The 15298-nt window shown below is 59.9% G+C and carries 15 protein-coding genes; 7 read left to right on the top strand and 8 right to left on the bottom strand.

All coding sequences use genetic code 11. The annotated features are described in order from the left end of the window. Positions 1–3: 3 nt before the first annotated feature. The 3 genes from ileS to ATU_RS03365 form a co-directional block, all read right to left on the bottom strand. A complete protein-coding gene (gene ileS / locus ATU_RS03375) occupies positions 4–2907 on the bottom strand; it encodes an isoleucine--tRNA ligase (protein ID WP_010971068.1) in 2904 nt (967 codons plus the stop codon). 272 nt (positions 2908–3179) lie between these two features. Then, positions 3180–4160, bottom strand: coding sequence for a bifunctional riboflavin kinase/FAD synthetase (locus ATU_RS03370; RefSeq protein WP_010971067.1), 981 nt, complete (start codon positions 4158–4160; stop codon positions 3180–3182). A 57-nt stretch (positions 4161–4217) separates the two neighbouring features. Continuing rightward, on the bottom strand, positions 4218–5066 hold the full coding sequence (locus ATU_RS03365) for a TIGR01459 family HAD-type hydrolase (protein ID WP_006313164.1): 849 nt from the start codon (positions 5064–5066) through the stop codon (positions 4218–4220). Positions 5067–5435: 369 nt separating this feature from the next. Here ATU_RS03365 and groES point away from each other — a divergent pair, with 369 nt between their 5' ends. From groES to ATU_RS03345, 4 genes are all read left to right on the top strand, one after another. Beyond that, a complete protein-coding gene (gene groES / locus ATU_RS03360; RefSeq protein WP_003494080.1) occupies positions 5436–5732 on the top strand; it encodes a co-chaperone GroES in 297 nt (98 codons plus the stop codon). A gap of 75 nt (positions 5733–5807) precedes the next feature. Continuing rightward, on the top strand, positions 5808–7442 hold the full coding sequence (gene groL / locus ATU_RS03355; protein ID WP_006313163.1) for a chaperonin GroEL: 1635 nt from the start codon (positions 5808–5810) through the stop codon (positions 7440–7442). A 603-nt stretch (positions 7443–8045) separates the two neighbouring features. Further along, positions 8046–8480: a hypothetical protein gene (locus tag ATU_RS03350; RefSeq protein ID WP_010971066.1), complete on the top strand. Its 435-nt coding sequence runs from the start codon at positions 8046–8048 to the stop codon at positions 8478–8480. A gap of 155 nt (positions 8481–8635) precedes the next feature. Continuing rightward, positions 8636–9082, top strand: coding sequence for a DoxX family protein (locus ATU_RS03345; protein ID WP_006313161.1), 447 nt, complete (start codon positions 8636–8638; stop codon positions 9080–9082). A 64-nt stretch (positions 9083–9146) separates the two neighbouring features. On the opposite strand, the gene hisG is transcribed toward ATU_RS03345, so the two are convergent. From hisG to hisS, 4 genes are read right to left on the bottom strand one after another with little or no spacing between them, the layout of a single operon-like run. Then, complete coding sequence (hisG, locus tag ATU_RS03340; protein WP_010971064.1) at positions 9147–9839, bottom strand: ATP phosphoribosyltransferase; 693 nt, start codon at positions 9837–9839, stop codon at positions 9147–9149. Beyond that, positions 9836–10963 (bottom strand): ATP phosphoribosyltransferase regulatory subunit, encoded by a 1128-nt coding sequence (locus ATU_RS03335; protein ID WP_010971063.1) that lies wholly within the window; start codon positions 10961–10963, stop codon positions 9836–9838. The genes hisG and ATU_RS03335 overlap by 4 nt, the downstream gene beginning before the upstream one ends. Positions 10964–10979: 16 nt before the next feature. Further along, positions 10980–11348 carry a VOC family protein gene (locus ATU_RS03330; RefSeq protein ID WP_010971062.1) on the bottom strand — a complete coding sequence of 123 codons (369 nt, stop codon included), beginning with the start codon at positions 11346–11348 and terminating at the stop codon, positions 10980–10982. Positions 11349–11352: 4 nt separating this feature from the next. After that, positions 11353–12876, bottom strand: a complete 1524-nt coding sequence (gene hisS, locus ATU_RS03325; protein ID WP_010971061.1) for a histidine--tRNA ligase — start codon at positions 12874–12876, stop codon at positions 11353–11355. A 156-nt stretch (positions 12877–13032) separates the two neighbouring features. On the opposite strand from hisS, the gene relB reads away from it, so the two are divergent. From relB to ATU_RS03310, 3 genes are read left to right on the top strand one after another with little or no spacing between them, the layout of a single operon-like run. Continuing rightward, positions 13033–13260, top strand: coding sequence for a type II toxin-antitoxin system RelB family antitoxin (relB, locus tag ATU_RS03320; protein ID WP_010971060.1), 228 nt, complete (start codon positions 13033–13035; stop codon positions 13258–13260). Next, entirely contained in the window at positions 13244–13513 is a 270-nt protein-coding gene (locus ATU_RS03315) for a type II toxin-antitoxin system RelE family toxin (RefSeq protein WP_010971059.1), read from the top strand. Before relB ends, ATU_RS03315 begins: the two co-directional genes overlap by 17 nt. A gap of 6 nt (positions 13514–13519) precedes the next feature. Next, entirely contained in the window at positions 13520–14284 is a 765-nt protein-coding gene (locus tag ATU_RS03310; protein ID WP_010971058.1) for a hypothetical protein, read from the top strand. 25 nt (positions 14285–14309) lie between these two features. On the opposite strand, the gene ATU_RS03305 is transcribed toward ATU_RS03310, so the two are convergent. Beyond that, positions 14310–15227, bottom strand: coding sequence for a LysR family transcriptional regulator (locus ATU_RS03305; protein WP_010971057.1), 918 nt, complete (start codon positions 15225–15227; stop codon positions 14310–14312). Positions 15228–15298 lie beyond the last annotated feature (71 nt).

Raw genomic sequence — 15298 nt, 5'->3', positions numbered from 1 at the left:
TCATTACTTGAGTGCGGCAAGCTCCCGCAGTGCCGCCGCATCGCGGGCCGATACGTCGGGATATTGCGGATCGGAGCCGACATCGGTGGTGATGCGCCACGAACGGGCGCATTTCACGCCTTCCGCCAGCTTCTGCTCGACCACGACCTTCGCCACTTCCTGCAAGCGGAAGCCATCGGCCGGGCCCTCATCGCCCACCACCGTGATGGCGGAGGTGATGCAGATTTCGGCAAAGTCCTGTCCTGACAGCGCCGCCAGAAGATCGGAATCGGCAATGTGGACGACCGGGGCTGCCTCCAGCGAGGAGCCGATACGCTTTTCGCGGCGCTCGACTTCCAGCGCGCCCGTCACGACGGTGCGGACCTTCCGGATTTTTTCCCACTTGGCTTCCAACGCGTCGTTCTTCCACTCCGCCGGGATTTCCGGGAACTGGGCAAGATGCACCGATTCCGCATCCGGATAGCGCGACAGCCATGCTTCTTCAGTTGTGAAGGGCAGCATGGGTGCGAGCCATGTGACGAGGCAATCGAACAGCTTGGCGATGACCGACAGCGATGCGCGACGCTTCAGCGACGACGGCGCGTCGCAATAAAGCGTGTCCTTGCGGATATCGAAATAGAACGCCGACAGCTCGACATTGGCGAAATCGATCAGGGCGCGGGTGATCTTCTTGAAGTCGAAGGCGTCGTACCCATCGCGCACAACCTTATCCAACTCGGACAGGCGGTGCAGCACCAGCTTTTCCAGCTCCGGCAGATCGGCATAGGCGATCTCCTCGCCATTGTCGTGCGCGAGCGTGCCGAGCATCCAGCGCACCGTGTTACGCAGCTTGCGGTAGGCATCGATGTTGGTCTGGATGATGGCCTTACCCAGACGCTGGTCTTCCCAGTAGTCGGTCGTCATGACCCACAGGCGCAGAATATCCGCGCCGGACTCTTTCATCACGTCCTGTGGTGCAACCACGTTGCCGAGAGACTTGGACTGCTTGCGGCCCTGCTCGTCCATGGTGAAACCATGGGTGACGACGGCGTTATAGGGCGCGCGGCCACGCGTCGCGCAGCTTTCCAGCAGCGACGAATGGAACCAGCCGCGATGCTGGTCGGAGCCTTCCAGATAGACATCCGCCGGCCACTTCATGTCCGGGCGGTCTTCCAGCGTGAAGGTATGGGTGCAGCCGCTGTCGAACCACACATCGAGGATGTCCATGACCTGCTGCCATTTGGCATGGTCGTGGTCGTTGCCGAGGAAACGTTCCTTGGCACCTTCGGCAAACCAGGCATCCGCACCTTCGGCCTCGAAGGCCTCGAGGATGCGGGCGTTGACGGCTTCGTCCACCAGAACCTCGCCCTGCTCGTCGGCAAAAACGGCGATCGGCACGCCCCAGCTGCGCTGGCGCGACAGAACCCAGTCGGGCCGGCCTTCGATCATGGCGCGCAGACGGTTCTGGCCGGAAGCCGGAACGAAGCGGGTCTGGTCGATGGCATCGAGCGAACGCGAACGCAACGTCGTGCCGTCGCCGAGTTCCTTGTCCATGTAGACGAACCACTGCGGCGTGTTGCGGAAGATCACCGGCTTCTTGGAGCGCCAGCTATGCGGATAGCTGTGCTTCAGACGACCCCGCGCAAACAGGTTGTTGGCCGCGATCAGCGCCTTGATGACGCGCTCGTTGGCATCGCCCTTCTTGCCGTTGTCGTCCATGACGCGGGCCGCACCACCTTCGGCCGACGGGCCGAAACCGGGGGCGTCTTCGGTGTAGAAACCGGCGTCATCGACCGGGAACGGGATTTTGGTATCGATCCCGCGTGCTTCAAGGGTGCGGACGCTATTCGTCCAGGCATCAAAGTCCTCGCGGCCATGGCTTGGCGCGGTGTGCACGAAACCCGTACCGGCATCGTCGGTGACGTGATCGCCATCGAGAAGCGGAACCGGGAAATCGTAGCCGAGTGATGCCAAAGGATGGGCGCAGGTGATGGCCGCCAGTTCTTCGCTTTTCACATCGCGAACGAACTTGAAGGTCAGCTTCGCCTTGGCTGCGGCCTCGTCAGCAAGTTTCCTGGCGAAGATCAGCTTTTCGCCCGTCTGCGGGCCAAAATCATTCTGCGCGCTTTCGACTTCGAAAAGGCCATATTCGACCCGCGAAGAGAACGCGATGGCGCGATTGCCGGGGATGGTCCACGGCGTGGTCGTCCAGATGACGACGGAGACGCCGGAAAGAGCGGGCGCAGCATCCTTCACCGGGAATTTCACCCAGATCATGTCGCTCTCGACATCGTGGTATTCGACTTCGGCTTCCGCCAGCGCCGTGCGCTCGACCACCGACCACATGATGGGCTTGGAACCGCGATAAAGCTGGCCGCTCCGGGCGATCTTCAGGAGTTCACCGGCGATGCGGGCTTCGGCGTGGAAGTTCATCGTCGTATAGGGGTTTTCGAAGTCGCCCTCGATGCCGAGACGCTTGAACTCTTCCGACTGAACCTTGATCCAGCCGGCCGCGAAGTCACGGCATTCCTTACGGAATTCGTTGACCGGAACCTCGTCCTTGTTTTTGCCCCTGGCGCGGTAGGCTTCCTCGATCTTCCATTCGATCGGCAGGCCGTGGCAATCCCAGCCGGGCACGTAATTGGCGTCGAAACCGCGCATCTGGAACGAGCGGGTGATGACGTCCTTCAGGATTTTGTTCAGCGCATGGCCGATGTGGATGTTGCCGTTGGCATAGGGCGGGCCGTCATGCAGCACGAATTTCTCGCGGCCGGCGGCGGAAGCGCGCAGCTTCTTGTAGAGGCCCATATCCTGCCAGCGCTTCACCGTTTCCGGTTCTTTCTGCGGCAGGCCGGCACGCATCGGAAAATCCGTCTGCGGCAGATAGAGGGTGGTGGAATAGTCCAGTTTTTCTGCGGTGTCGCTCATAATCGTACCGTTGTTGCGCGCCGTATCAGTCGCGCCATCTCAATTGCAAAGAGGGCAAATTCGGAAAGCGCCATGCCATATGTCACATGTCATGTAAGCGCCAAAATCCCGGACCTTCCGGCTCTCTCAGAGCGGGCGGAAGGCCGGGCCAATAATTCGGCCAATCTGAATTGCAAATTTCAACCGGTATTGGGACATGGACGGTTGTTTATGCGGTTTCCCAGCAAAAAGGAAGAGAAAAGCGACGGCAAGGCGCAGCCGGACGAACACGATCAGAACGCGATCTTCGCGTCCAGCTGGCTGAGCGGACGCACGCCTGATAGCATCGCCCTCGCCTCCTCTTCATCACGCCTGATCTGGGCGACAAGCGGATCGAGCCCGTCGAACTTCAGCTCGTCGCGCAGGTGCCCGAAGAAGGACACCGAACACACTTCCCCATAAAGATCGCCCGAAAAATCGAACAGGAAGGTTTCGAGCAGCGCCGCACCGTTCTCCGTCACCGTCGGGCGGTAGCCGAAACTCGCGACGCCATCGTGGATCGAACCATCGAGGCGACGGAACCGCACGGCATAGATGCCCGCCTTCAGCTCCGTCTCCGGCGCCAGCGCCATGTTGGCAGTGGGGTATCCCAATGTGCGGCCGAGCTTCTGGCCGCCGATGACCTCGCTCTCCACGGTAAAGCGATAACCGAGCAGACCGGCGGCACCCGCCACATCGCCCTCACACAGAAGCGAGCGGATACGGCTGGAGGAAACGACATCCGACCCCTCGTCGCGGAAGGCATCCACCAGCGTCACGTCGAAGCCGTGACGTTTGCCGGCTGCCATCAGGAATGCCGGACCGCCCTCGCGGCCCTTGCCGAAATGGAAATCAAAACCGGTAACGACAGCGCTGGCACCCAGCCAGTCGACCAATATGGACTGGACGAATTCGTCCGCCGAACGCTGCGAGAACTCCCGGTCGAAGGGATATTCGATGACGGAGCGGAAACCGATCGCCTCGAGAATGCGGGCTTTCAACGGCGCGGGCGTCAGACGAAAGACAGGTGTATCAGGACGGAAGACGGACCGGGGATGCGGCTCGAAGGTCAGGACCAGGGCGGGAACACCGCGGGCTTCCGCCAGTTCCAGAGCACGGTCCAGCACGGCGCGGTGGCCACGATGCACACCATCGAAATTGCCGATCGCGATAACGCCACCGCGAAGAGCTTCCGGCAACGGCTCTTTTTTTTCATTGCGATGAAAGACGGTCATGGCAGTCGATCCAATTTTTACGCCAGCTTAGGCGAGACGTTCTTAGGCAAGACTTTCTTAGGCAAGACGGGGCATCCACCAGCCGGGAGCAGCACCCTGCCCCTTCAGATAGGCATTCAGAAGCGCCTCGTCCGTCTGGCCGTTCAGCGTATATTCAGCGGCGTGAATGCCGCCGCTGATATAAAGAAGGTTGAGGCCACTCGCGATCGCACCCTTCACATCCGTCGGCATGCCGTCGCCGATGGCCAGCACACGATCCTTGGCGAAGGCGCCGCGCACGTCTTTGGCCGCCGCAAGGCAGGCTTCATAGATCGGCGCATGCGGCTTGCCGGCAATGCGGACTTCGCCGCCCAGCTGTTCGTAATAGGCCGCCATTGCGCCGGCGCAGGGGATGATGCGCTCGCCGCGCTCCACCACCAGGTCGGGGTTGGCGCAGATCATCGGCACCTTGCGGGCGATGAAGCCCTTCAGCATTTCCGTATAATCTTCGGGCGTTTCCGTCTCGTCATCAAAGAAGCCGGTGCAGACCACGGATTGCGCCTCAGCCTCGCCGACCCGCTCGACATCGAGACCTTCCAGCAGCGGCATGTCCCGCTCGGGACCGAGCAGGAAGACTTTTTTCGGGCCTTCGGCGATCAGGCCGCGGGTGACATCACCTGAGGTGATGATACGGTCATAGGCCTCGTCAGGCACGCCGAGAACACGCAGCTGGGCGATGACGCCGGGGGCCGGGCGCGGCGAATTGGTGATGAGCACCACCGTCTTGCCCGCCTTGCGCGCTTCATGCAGCGCAACAGCCGCATCCGGAAAGGCGCTGACGCCATTGTGCAGCACGCCCCAGACATCCGAAAGAACAACGTCGAACCCATCAGTGATTTCGCCGAGGGTGAGAATGCGATGGGCCATGATGTGCTTTCCGGGTGCGAAAAAAGAGTGTGCGTCACATCGCAAAGCGGGACGCCGATGGCAAGGAAAAAAGCGGTGCCAGGCCTGCCTGCGGCCTACCGGCCACCATCCGACCATAAAACCCCGCTATGCCGAAAACGAAGACTGCCCGCAAAGAGCGGTTTGCCCGCACCTCGTCAGCGCGTGGAAATTTTCTGTCATGGAACGCTGGTAACCATAGGCCGTGAAATTTTTCCGGCAGCGCGTTCTTGACTCCGGGAGAGCGCCTCCTTATCTCGGCTCTGCTGGCACTCCAACAAGGGGAGTGCTAACACCCATCACGGGGACCTTCAAAAGGTTCCTGAAGTCATTTGATCGAGGGATTAGGCAATGACAAGCACCAATTTCCGTCCGCTTCATGATCGCGTCGTCGTTCGTCGCGTTGAGTCCGAAGCAAAGACCAAGGGCGGCATCATCATTCCCGATACCGCCAAGGAAAAGCCGCAGGAAGGCGAAATCGTCGCCGTCGGTTCCGGCGCGCGCGATGAGGCCGGCAAGGTCGTCGCTCTCGACGTCAAGGTTGGCGATCGCGTTCTGTTCGGCAAGTGGTCGGGCACTGAAGTCAAGCTCGACGGCGAAGACCTTCTGATCATGAAGGAAGCCGACATCATGGGTATCATCGGCTGATTTTGCCGAACCCATCGTTTCCTTAAATTTCAAGCCGGATCAGTTCCGGCCGTTCGAAACCAGGAGTTTTGAAAAATGGCAGCTAAAGAAGTCAAATTCGGCCGCTCAGCGCGCGAAAAGATGCTCAAGGGCGTCGACATTCTTGCCGATGCAGTGAAAGTAACCCTCGGCCCGAAGGGCCGTAACGTCGTTATCGACAAGTCCTTCGGCGCTCCGCGCATCACCAAGGACGGCGTTTCCGTCGCCAAGGAAATCGAACTGGAAGACAAGTTCGAGAACATGGGCGCACAGCTCGTTCGCGAAGTTGCCTCCAAGACCAACGACATCGCCGGTGACGGCACCACCACCGCAACGGTTCTGGCCCAGGCCATCGTTCGCGAAGGTGCAAAGGCAGTTGCTGCCGGCATGAACCCGATGGACCTCAAGCGCGGTATCGATCTGGCCGTTGCTGAAGTCGTCAAGGACCTTCAGGCCAAGGCCAAGAAGATCAACACGTCTGAAGAAGTTGCACAGGTCGGCACGATCTCTGCAAACGGCGAGCGTCAGATCGGTCTCGACATTGCTGAAGCAATGCAGCGCGTCGGCAACGAAGGCGTCATCACCGTTGAAGAAGCCAAGACTGCTGAAACCGAACTCGAAGTCGTCGAAGGCATGCAGTTCGACCGCGGCTACCTGTCGCCTTACTTCGTAACCAACCCGGAAAAGATGGTTGCGGACCTCGAAGACGCTTACATCCTTCTGCACGAAAAGAAGCTCTCGAACCTTCAGGCCATGCTGCCTGTTCTCGAAGCCGTCGTTCAGACCGGCAAGCCGCTCGTCATCATCGCTGAAGACGTCGAAGGCGAAGCTCTTGCAACGCTCGTCGTCAACAAGCTGCGTGGCGGCCTCAAGATCGCTGCCGTCAAGGCTCCTGGCTTCGGCGATCGCCGCAAGGCCATGCTGGAAGACATCGCCATCCTGACCGGTGGTACCGTCATTTCCGAAGACCTCGGCATCAAGCTCGAAAGCGTTACCCTCGACATGCTCGGCAAGTCGAAGAAGGTTTCGATCTCCAAGGAAAACACCACGATCGTTGACGGTGCCGGCCAGAAGTCCGACATCGAAGGCCGCGTTGCCCAGATCAAGGCACAGATCGAGGAAACCACTTCCGACTACGACCGCGAAAAGCTGCAGGAACGTCTTGCCAAGCTCGCTGGCGGCGTTGCCGTGATCCGCGTTGGCGGTTCGACGGAAGTTGAAGTGAAGGAAAAGAAGGACCGCATCGACGACGCTCTCAACGCGACGCGCGCTGCTGTTCAGGAAGGCATCGTACCGGGCGGCGGCGTTGCCCTGCTGCGTTCTTCCACGAAGATCACCGTCAAGGGTGTGAACGACGATCAGGAAGCCGGCATCAACATCGTGCGCAAGGCTCTGCAGTCTCTGGTTCGCCAGATCGCAGAAAACGCTGGTGATGAAGCTTCCATCGTTGTTGGCAAGATCCTCGACAAGAACGAAGACAACTACGGCTACAACGCCCAGACCGGCGAATATGGCGATCTGATCGCTCTCGGCATCGTCGACCCGGTCAAGGTTGTACGTACCGCTCTGCAGAACGCAGCTTCGGTTGCTTCGCTGCTGATCACCACCGAAGCGATGATCGCCGAGCTTCCTAAGAAGGAATCGGCAATGCCGCAGATGCCCGGCGGCGGCATGGGCGGCATGGACTTCTAATCAGTCCTGTCACCGGAATACGAAAGGGCGATCTTCGGATCGCCCTTTTTTCATTGCCGCCCATGCCTTTTTGCGGGTCCGGCGTCGCAAGCGCACCAGACGGGCGGCATGGACTTCCAATCAGTCCTGCCTCTGGAATACGAAAGAGCGGTCTTCGGATCGCCCTTTTCTCGTTGCCGCCCATGCAATCCCGGCGGCCCTGCACCGAAACCAACGGGCCAAATATTGTTTCTTTTTGGGACACTGATAACTTTACCCGGCTTGTGCTGGGCAAACCGTGCAATAATGACATCACGATAGGCGAATCACAGCGCCGCGAGGCGGTCGATTCCCATTTTTCCTTACTTATAAGTGCGCTATTTAGTTGTGCTTTTTCATATCTCTCGCGATTTTGAAGAAGGAATACATAATATTTTTGATTTTCTCCCCGACTGGTTGTTGTCGGTAGGAAAAAATAAACTATAAGTCAGCCCCCGTAAGGGTTCCGCGACGGGACGGCGAGCATTGAAGGGGTTCGATGCTGGGCAAACACGTTCGACTGCGGATGGCGGTAAAGGTTAAACCTGGCAGGGTCGCTAGAAATGGTGGCACTGGCATGTGTTCATGCGGGGGCGCGATTTGTTTGAAATATCAAGACGCAACGATGCTCTGCCGGCGGCGGTGACGACCACGCCCGATCCCCGCACCCTGTCTCATTTCTTCATTTCGGAGGAATGGAGCAGCGAACTTTCCAGCGGTGTCATCCGGCTCGGCGAACACACTTCCTTCATGCACGGCCTGCCACCGGGCGAATGTGGGCTGCTCAGCCTTGTCCGCTGTTACGACCGTGGTGACCATGCCCGCGTGCTGGAGCTTTTCGAGCAGGTCTCTACCGAACCCTCACGGTTCTGTTTCTCGACAAGCGTCTCCATCTTGCCGGCGATGCGGCAACCGGTCATCTGCATGGGTGAATCGTCCGGTTTTGAAGATGGGCAGCAGGGGCGTATATCCGGGCTTTTCCTGTTCCCGCGTTTCGAAGATATTCGCTTCGCCGCCTAAGATTACGCACCGACACTCGCTTATCGTTCACAAAATGAAGACAATTTGTCGTCTGCCGTTCATCTTTCTGGATTAGTGATTTTCAGCCATTAGTATCTCCAGACATTGCCATGCAGCTCATCGGCGACACGCCGATCACTTACCGGAGATACTCCATGTCCAGCAGCCAGAACGCTCTCGTTCTTATCGCCCGCATTCTGCTTTCCTTCATCTTCATCTATTCCGGCTTCGGCAAACTCACCGATCCGGCCGGCACCGCCGGCATGATCGCGGGCGCCGGCATGCCTGCCGCAACCGCGCTTGCCTATCTCGCAGGTCTCTTCGAACTGGTGGCCGGTCTTGCCATCCTCGCCGGTTTCCAGACCAAAATTGCCGCCTGGGCGCTTGCCGTCTTCTGCGTCTTTACCGGTCTCGTTTTCCACAGCGGCACCGTTGCCGTTCCCGGCTGGCCTGAGCCTGCTCTCGGCTGGATCAACACGCTGAACGGCATCATGATGATGAAGAACATCACCCTTGCCGGCGCCTATATCCTGCTCGCAACCTTCGGCGCAGGTGCCTACTCGGTCGACGCGAAGCGCGGCTTTGTTGCCGCTCGCGCCTGAGTAAACAGGCTGTCCGACAAAAAAGCCGCCGGAGCGATCCGGCGGCTTTTTTTCTTTTGTGTTTTCAGACGGCCGCTTTTATCCGCGACGCGATTTCCTGAATCGCTGCATCGCCTTCATGCTCCGGTTTGCGGGCGCGCACGAAGCAGGCTTCCGAGCGAACGATGATGCCGTCGGAGAGGATTTTCAGGTGATTGGCCTTCAGCGTCGAGCCGGTGGAGGTGATATCGACGATGATATCCGCCTGCCCTGCCGCAGGCGCGCCCTCAGTGGCGCCAAGGCTTTCGACGATGCGGTAAAGCTGAATGCCGTGCTGGCGTGAAAAGAACTGCTGCGTCAGCCGCCAATATTTGGTGGCGATCGCCAGTCTCCGGCCATGGCGGGCGCGGAATTCGGATGCCACATCGCCCAGATCGGCCATGCTGTCCACATCGAGCCAGATTTCCGGCACCGCGACCACGACATCGGCATGGCCGAAACCGAGGCGGGCGCAGAACTCCACCTGCGCGTCGGCATTGGTCAACCCCTCGCGCACCAGGTCTTCCCCGGTCACGCCGAAATCCACCGTGCCGGCGCCAATCTCGCGGGCGATCTCGGAGGCCGACAGATAGGCGACCTCGATATCGTCACGTCCTTCGATGCGACCGCGATAGGAGCGGTCGTTACCGACTGACGCAACCTTCAGCCCGGCGCGTTCCAGAACGGCGGAGGCGTCTTCCTTCATCCGGCCTTTTGAGGGCAATGCGATGGTGATCATGGTTTGTCGCTCCCACGCACCGCTTTGATGCGATCCAGCCAGAGCGAGAAGCCCACGGCCGGTATTTTTTCCTGTGCGCCGAGAAGCGTAAGCAGCCGGTCGTAACGGCCGCCGCCGGCCAGAACGCTGTCGCTGCCCGCCTCCACCACCTCGAAAACGAGGCCAGTATAATAATCGAGCGGGCGGCCAAAGGCGGCACCATAGGTGACGGTTTCAAGATCGACACCGGCATTGGCAAGGGCCGCAACGCGTTTATCGAAAGCGGAAAGCGCGCCGTCCAGCTTCAGCTTCGCCCTTGCGGCGAAATCGCCAAGAACCTGCGAGGCCTGCGGCAGGGGCGCCTGCAAGGCCAGGAACTGTTTGAGCAGTTCGAAGCTCTCATCCGGCAGGCGCGTCGCCGCGAGCGCGAGCTTCTCCCGCAGACGGCGGGCGATTTCGAGCGGTGAGCGGCTGGCATTGGTGGAATAGCCGGTTTCCTGCATCACCGTATCGAGATAATCGACCAGCACCGCCTCGTCGCCCGTCGCCAGAAGGCCGGCGACCCGGGCGTCCAGCCCCGTCATCGGCTTGGGATGCACGAGGCTTTCCAGCAGCGCGTCGAGCTGCGCCATGTCGCCGAAAGCCTGCACCAGCCGTTTCTGCCAGCCGAGCGGCAGGCCAAGCGCTGCGACAACGGCTTCAAACACCTGCTGGTCGCCCAGCGTGACGGCAAGCGAGCGGCCGGGCAGCAGACGCTGCAGAATGGCGGTCGCGTCGATGACGACACGGGCATCGGCGGCGGCAATATCGGTATCGCCGAGGTCTTCGATGCCGGCCTGATAAAACTCGCTCGCACCCTCACGGCGCTGGCGGAAGACTTCACCGAGATAGGAATAACGCTTCGGCGTGCCGGTCGCGGTCTCGATATGGCGCAGGCAGACGGGGATGGTGAATTCGGGGCGCAGGCAGAGGCTCTCACCCGTTTCGCTCTCCGTCATGAAGATACGGCGGCGCAAATCCTCGCCGGCCATATCCAGAAACGGTTCGGCGGGCTGGATCACAGGCGTGTTCACGCGGCTTGTGCGGCGCGCGGCGAATTCTTCCAGTAGCTCTCCGGCAAATTCCGGCATGTCGATCAGGGGCATGGAACGTTACTTTTCGTCACGGTTCGAGCGGCTGCATCATTTCGATGCGGTTTCCGAAGGGATCATGGACATAAAACCGGTGATATCCTTCAAGCGGCTCATCCTCAACCACATGGCAGCCCGCTGTTTCAAGTGTTTTTCGCAGGCTCACCAGATCATCGACCAGAAAGGCCGGATGGGCTTTCCGCGCCGGGCGGAAATCCTGCTCGACGCCAAGATGCAGTTTCATCAGGCCGCAGATGAACCAGCAGCCGCCGCGCATGGCTAGATTTGCGGGTTTTGCCTGCTCCGCGAAACCGAGCAGGTCACCGTAAAACCGGCGCGCTTCTTCTTCGCGGCCCGCCGGCATCGCCAGTTGAACATGATCGAGCGCGAGGATCGCCATGGCTTCAGCGCCCTTCGGCGGCGCGGCGAACGTCCTCTGCCTGATGCTCCAGAATCTCGCGGACCTTCGCCACCAGCTCGGCTTCCGGCACGCTGACCTGTGCCACACGCGCCTCGCGCCAGCTCGCATTGTCCTCGATTTCGCCGGAGAGGCGCTTGCCTTCGATCAGATCCTTGATCTGCACGACGCCTTCGGCGCGCTCGTCACCGCCCTGGATGATGGCGATGGGAGAGCCGAGGCGATCGGCATATTTCAGCTGGTTGCCGAATTTCTTCCAGTTGCCCTGGTACATTTCGGCGCGGATGCCCTCGGCGCGCAGCGCCTGGGTGAAGCGCTGGTAACGGCCCATGCTCTCCACATCGCCGTCCATGACGGTGATGAGGACGGGTGCGAGCGGCTTGACCTGCCCAAGCTTGCCGAGGTTCTTCAGCGCCGTCATCAGGCGCGAGACACCGATGGAGAAGCCCGTGGCTGGAACCGGCTGACCCATGAAGCGCGAGACGAGACCATCGTAACGACCGCCACCGCCGACCGAGCCGAACACGACCTTTTCGCCCTTTTCATTGGTGACGTCGAAGGTCAGCTCAGCCTCATAGACCGGGCCGGTGTAATATTCGAGACCGCGAACGACAGAGGGATCGATCTTGATGCGTGTTGCGTCATAACCGGCACCGGAAACCAGAGCGCCTATGGTGTTCAGTTCATCAACGCCTTCCTCGCCTTTGGATGTGCCCGCAACCAGTTTTGCGAGATCATCAGCGCTTGCCGCATAATCCTTGATACCAACGAAGAACAGCACTTTTTCGATCTGTTCATCGCCAAGACCCGCACCCTTGGTGAAATCACCGGATTCATCCTTGCGGCCAGGCCCGAGCAGCAGCTTCACGCCTTCCGGGCCGAACTTGTCGAGCTTGTCGATGGCGCGCAGCACATTCAGGCGGCGACCGGCATTGTCCTCTCCGCCGAGACCGATGGCTTCCATGACGCCGTCGAGCACCTTGCGGTTGTTGACGCGGATGACATAGTCGCCGCGCGCGATACCGAGCGCTTCCATGGTATCGGCCATCATCATGCACATTTCGGCATCGGCCTGCACACCGGCAGCACCCACCGTATCGGCATCGAACTGCATGAATTGCCGGAAGCGGCCGGGGCCGGGCTTTTCATTGCGGAAGACGTAACCGGCGCGATAGGTGCGGTAGGGCAGCTGTATTTCGTTGAAATTTTCCGCAACATGACGGGCGAGCGGCGCGGTCAGATCGTACCGCAGGCTCATCCATTGGTCGTCGTCGTCCTGCAGCGAAAACACGCCTTCGTTCGGGCGGTCGCTATCGGGCAGGAACTTGCCGAGCGCATCGGTATATTCGAACAGAGGGGTCTCGATCGGATCGAAGCCGTAAAGCTCGTAGACCCTACGGATCTTGTCGACCATCTCATTGGTGGCATGGATATCGGCAGCCGAACGATCCACGAAGCCGCGCGGCAGGCGGGCTTTCAGTTTCTGAGGCTTTTTTGCTTTTTCGCTCATGATGCCGATCCGATATTTTCCTGAAATTATGCCGGTGTATTAGAGGATGAAGCCCTGTGCGGCAAGCCGCAAAGGCTTTGGTTTTACTGGCAGCGCAGGGCAAGCCATGCTATATGGGATGCATGTATCCCATTTTAGTCGGAAAGGACGCAAGCAATGAGCAAACAGACGGCCATTCGCCTGCCGGACGAGACCTATGAGCGGCTGAAGGCGCTGTCTGAGCGGACCGGCCGCACATCCGCCTATTATATCCGCGAGGCGATCGAGAAGCATATCGAGGATATGGAAGACCTCTATCTTGCCGAAGAGGCGACGCGGCGCATTCAGCGCGGAGAATCGAAGATTATAAGCGCCGAGGAGTTCTGGCGTGATCTGGACAATTGAATATCACACGCTTGTGCAGAAAGAGATGCGCAAAATAAATCCGGAAGTGCGCCGGCGCATCCGCAGTTTTCTCCATGAAAGGCTGGCCGCACTGGACGACCCGCGCCAGATCGGCGCTACACTGCAAGGTTCCGAACTCGGAAATTTCTGGCGTTACCGGGTGGGCGATTACCGCATCATCTGCGATATACAGGACCAAAAGCTGGTCGTTCTGGTGGTCGAAATCGGCCATCGCCGTGAAATTTACCGTTAGGCATTCATGATCCTCGAAGCCCTGCAATATGCCGCCACCCGTGCGGTCACGCCGAAAGAATTCCGGCCGCATGTCCGCTATTCCGTCAACCTCTGGGCGCGCGCCAATCGGTGCGCGAAAGCCTGGGCGGAGCATGAGAACAACAGCCGGCAATTCGTGCTGCAATCGGCGAAAAAGCTGAAGCAGCGACGGACGGCTGTCGTGCTGGGGTCCGGCCTGTTGCGGGATGTGCCCCATGATGCGCTGGTGGCGATGTTCGATACCGTCGTTATGGTCGATCTGGTGCACCTTGCCAGCGTGCAGGCGAAGCTGCGGCTCAATGCCAAAAAGAACGTCCGCATCGCCAATCGCGACCTTTCCGGCTTCGATGACCTTTTGGCCGGCCGGCCCGCGGAACCGCTCGATTTCCTGCGGCGCGTGCCCTATCTCGATTTCGTTGTCTCGGCCAACCTCCTGTCGCAGATCGGCACCGGGGCACAGCATCGGCTGGAACGGGAGAAAATTGCGAATGTGCCTGGTGATCTTTTGCCAAAACTCATTCAGACACATCTCGATGCGCTGGCCGGCCTGCCCTGCAAGGTCTGTCTGGTGACGGACACCGCCTTCGACGTCATTGGCAAGGATGGTAGCGTGCAGCAGCATGAAGACCTGCTGCATGGCATCGAGATTGCCTCGCCTGCCGCCGCATGGGACTGGCCGCTCGCGCCCTTCGGGGAGGAAAGCCGGGATTATCGCATCGTGCATCACGTCATTGCGCGGGAAATGACGTGATCGTCACGCGCCTTGCGTCTTCGGCCTACAACCCCGCAAGACCCGCCTTGTAATCCTCCGACGCCGCCCGGCTGAGGCGCTCCAGTTCCATCGCCGCGCGGCTGGTATGGCGCTCCTTGTGGCGCAACAGAGCAAAATTGCGTGCCGGCAGATCGATGCCGGCGCGGACCAGCAGGCCCTGCCGCAGAAAAAGCGACGCAACGGAAGCGGAGACGGCGGTGGCAGCGCCACCGGAGCGGGCCGCCATCACCACCGCCTCATTGGATGGCAATTCGAGCATGACGGACAGCTCAGCCGGATCCACCCCCATCTGCCGCACCGCTGCTTCGAAGGCGGAACGCGTGCCGGAGCCCTGTTCGCGCAGAACCCAGGATGTGCCGTAAAGCATATCGAGCGCGGTCAGATAACGGCCGTCAGCGAAAGGATGGGCCGAACCGGTGACGACCAGAAGCTTGTCTGACACGACCGGCTGCACCATCAATGCCGGCTCGTCAATCTTGCCTTCGATGAAACCAACCTCCGCCAGACCATCCAGCACCGCCTGCGTTACCGTCTTGGTATTGCCGATATCCAGCCGGACCGTCACGCCGGGATAGAGTTTCTTGAACTGCATCAGGATCGGCGGCAGCCAGTAGCTTGCAATGGTCTGGCTGGCGCACACGGTAATTTCGCCGCGCGTCAGGCCGCCCATCTCAGAGAGAATCAATTCGGCATTGCGCACACGCGCCAGCGTCGCCTTGGCCTCGCCCAGAAAGGCCCGGCCGCTTTCGGTCAACTCGATGTTGCGGCCGACGCGGTGGAACAGCTCGACATTATAAAAGGCCTCGAGATTCTTGATGGCGGAACTGACGGCGGAAGCCGTGAGGCCGATGGCTTCGGCGGCGCGGGTCAGATGTTCGCGTTCGGCGACGGCGATGAAAATACGGAGTTGTTCGAAGGTCATTGCGTTTCATTCGATTTTATCGAACGATATATGCCATATTATTTGATAGAATAAAACAGGCGACTACGGCA

Origin of the sequence: Agrobacterium fabrum str. C58, assembly GCF_000092025.1 — a bacterium.
In the GTDB taxonomy this organism is placed as follows: Bacteria; Pseudomonadota; Alphaproteobacteria; order Rhizobiales; family Rhizobiaceae; genus Agrobacterium; species Agrobacterium fabrum.
The sequence above is the reverse complement of the archived record's forward strand: the minus strand, read 5'-3'. Positions and strand labels throughout refer to the sequence as shown.

Bases quoted from the DNA above. Each gene is read 5' to 3' on its own strand.
- groES (WP_003494080.1), top strand. From the start codon at position 5,436: ATGACAAGCACCAATTTCCGTCCGCTTCATGATCGCGTCGTCGTTCGT.
- ATU_RS03305 (WP_010971057.1), bottom strand. From the start codon at position 15,227: ATGACCTTCGAACAACTCCGTATTTTCATCGCCGTCGCCGAACGCGAA.
- hisS (WP_010971061.1), bottom strand. From the start codon at position 12,876: ATGAGCGAAAAAGCAAAAAAGCCTCAGAAACTGAAAGCCCGCCTGCCG.
- ATU_RS03365 (WP_006313164.1), bottom strand. From the start codon at position 5,066: ATGGCCCATCGCATTCTCACCCTCGGCGAAATCACTGATGGGTTCGAC.
- ileS (WP_010971068.1), bottom strand. From the start codon at position 2,907: ATGAGCGACACCGCAGAAAAACTGGACTATTCCACCACCCTCTATCTG.
- ATU_RS03330 (WP_010971062.1), bottom strand. From the start codon at position 11,348: ATGGCGATCCTCGCGCTCGATCATGTTCAACTGGCGATGCCGGCGGGC.
- ATU_RS03345 (WP_006313161.1), top strand. From the start codon at position 8,636: ATGTCCAGCAGCCAGAACGCTCTCGTTCTTATCGCCCGCATTCTGCTT.
- ATU_RS03335 (WP_010971063.1), bottom strand. From the start codon at position 10,963: ATGCCCCTGATCGACATGCCGGAATTTGCCGGAGAGCTACTGGAAGAA.
- groL (WP_006313163.1), top strand. From the start codon at position 5,808: ATGGCAGCTAAAGAAGTCAAATTCGGCCGCTCAGCGCGCGAAAAGATG.
- ATU_RS03370 (WP_010971067.1), bottom strand. From the start codon at position 4,160: ATGACCGTCTTTCATCGCAATGAAAAAAAAGAGCCGTTGCCGGAAGCT.
- relB (WP_010971060.1), top strand. From the start codon at position 13,033: ATGAGCAAACAGACGGCCATTCGCCTGCCGGACGAGACCTATGAGCGG.
- ATU_RS03350 (WP_010971066.1), top strand. From the start codon at position 8,046: ATGCGGGGGCGCGATTTGTTTGAAATATCAAGACGCAACGATGCTCTG.
- hisG (WP_010971064.1), bottom strand. From the start codon at position 9,839: ATGATCACCATCGCATTGCCCTCAAAAGGCCGGATGAAGGAAGACGCC.
- ATU_RS03310 (WP_010971058.1), top strand. From the start codon at position 13,520: ATGATCCTCGAAGCCCTGCAATATGCCGCCACCCGTGCGGTCACGCCG.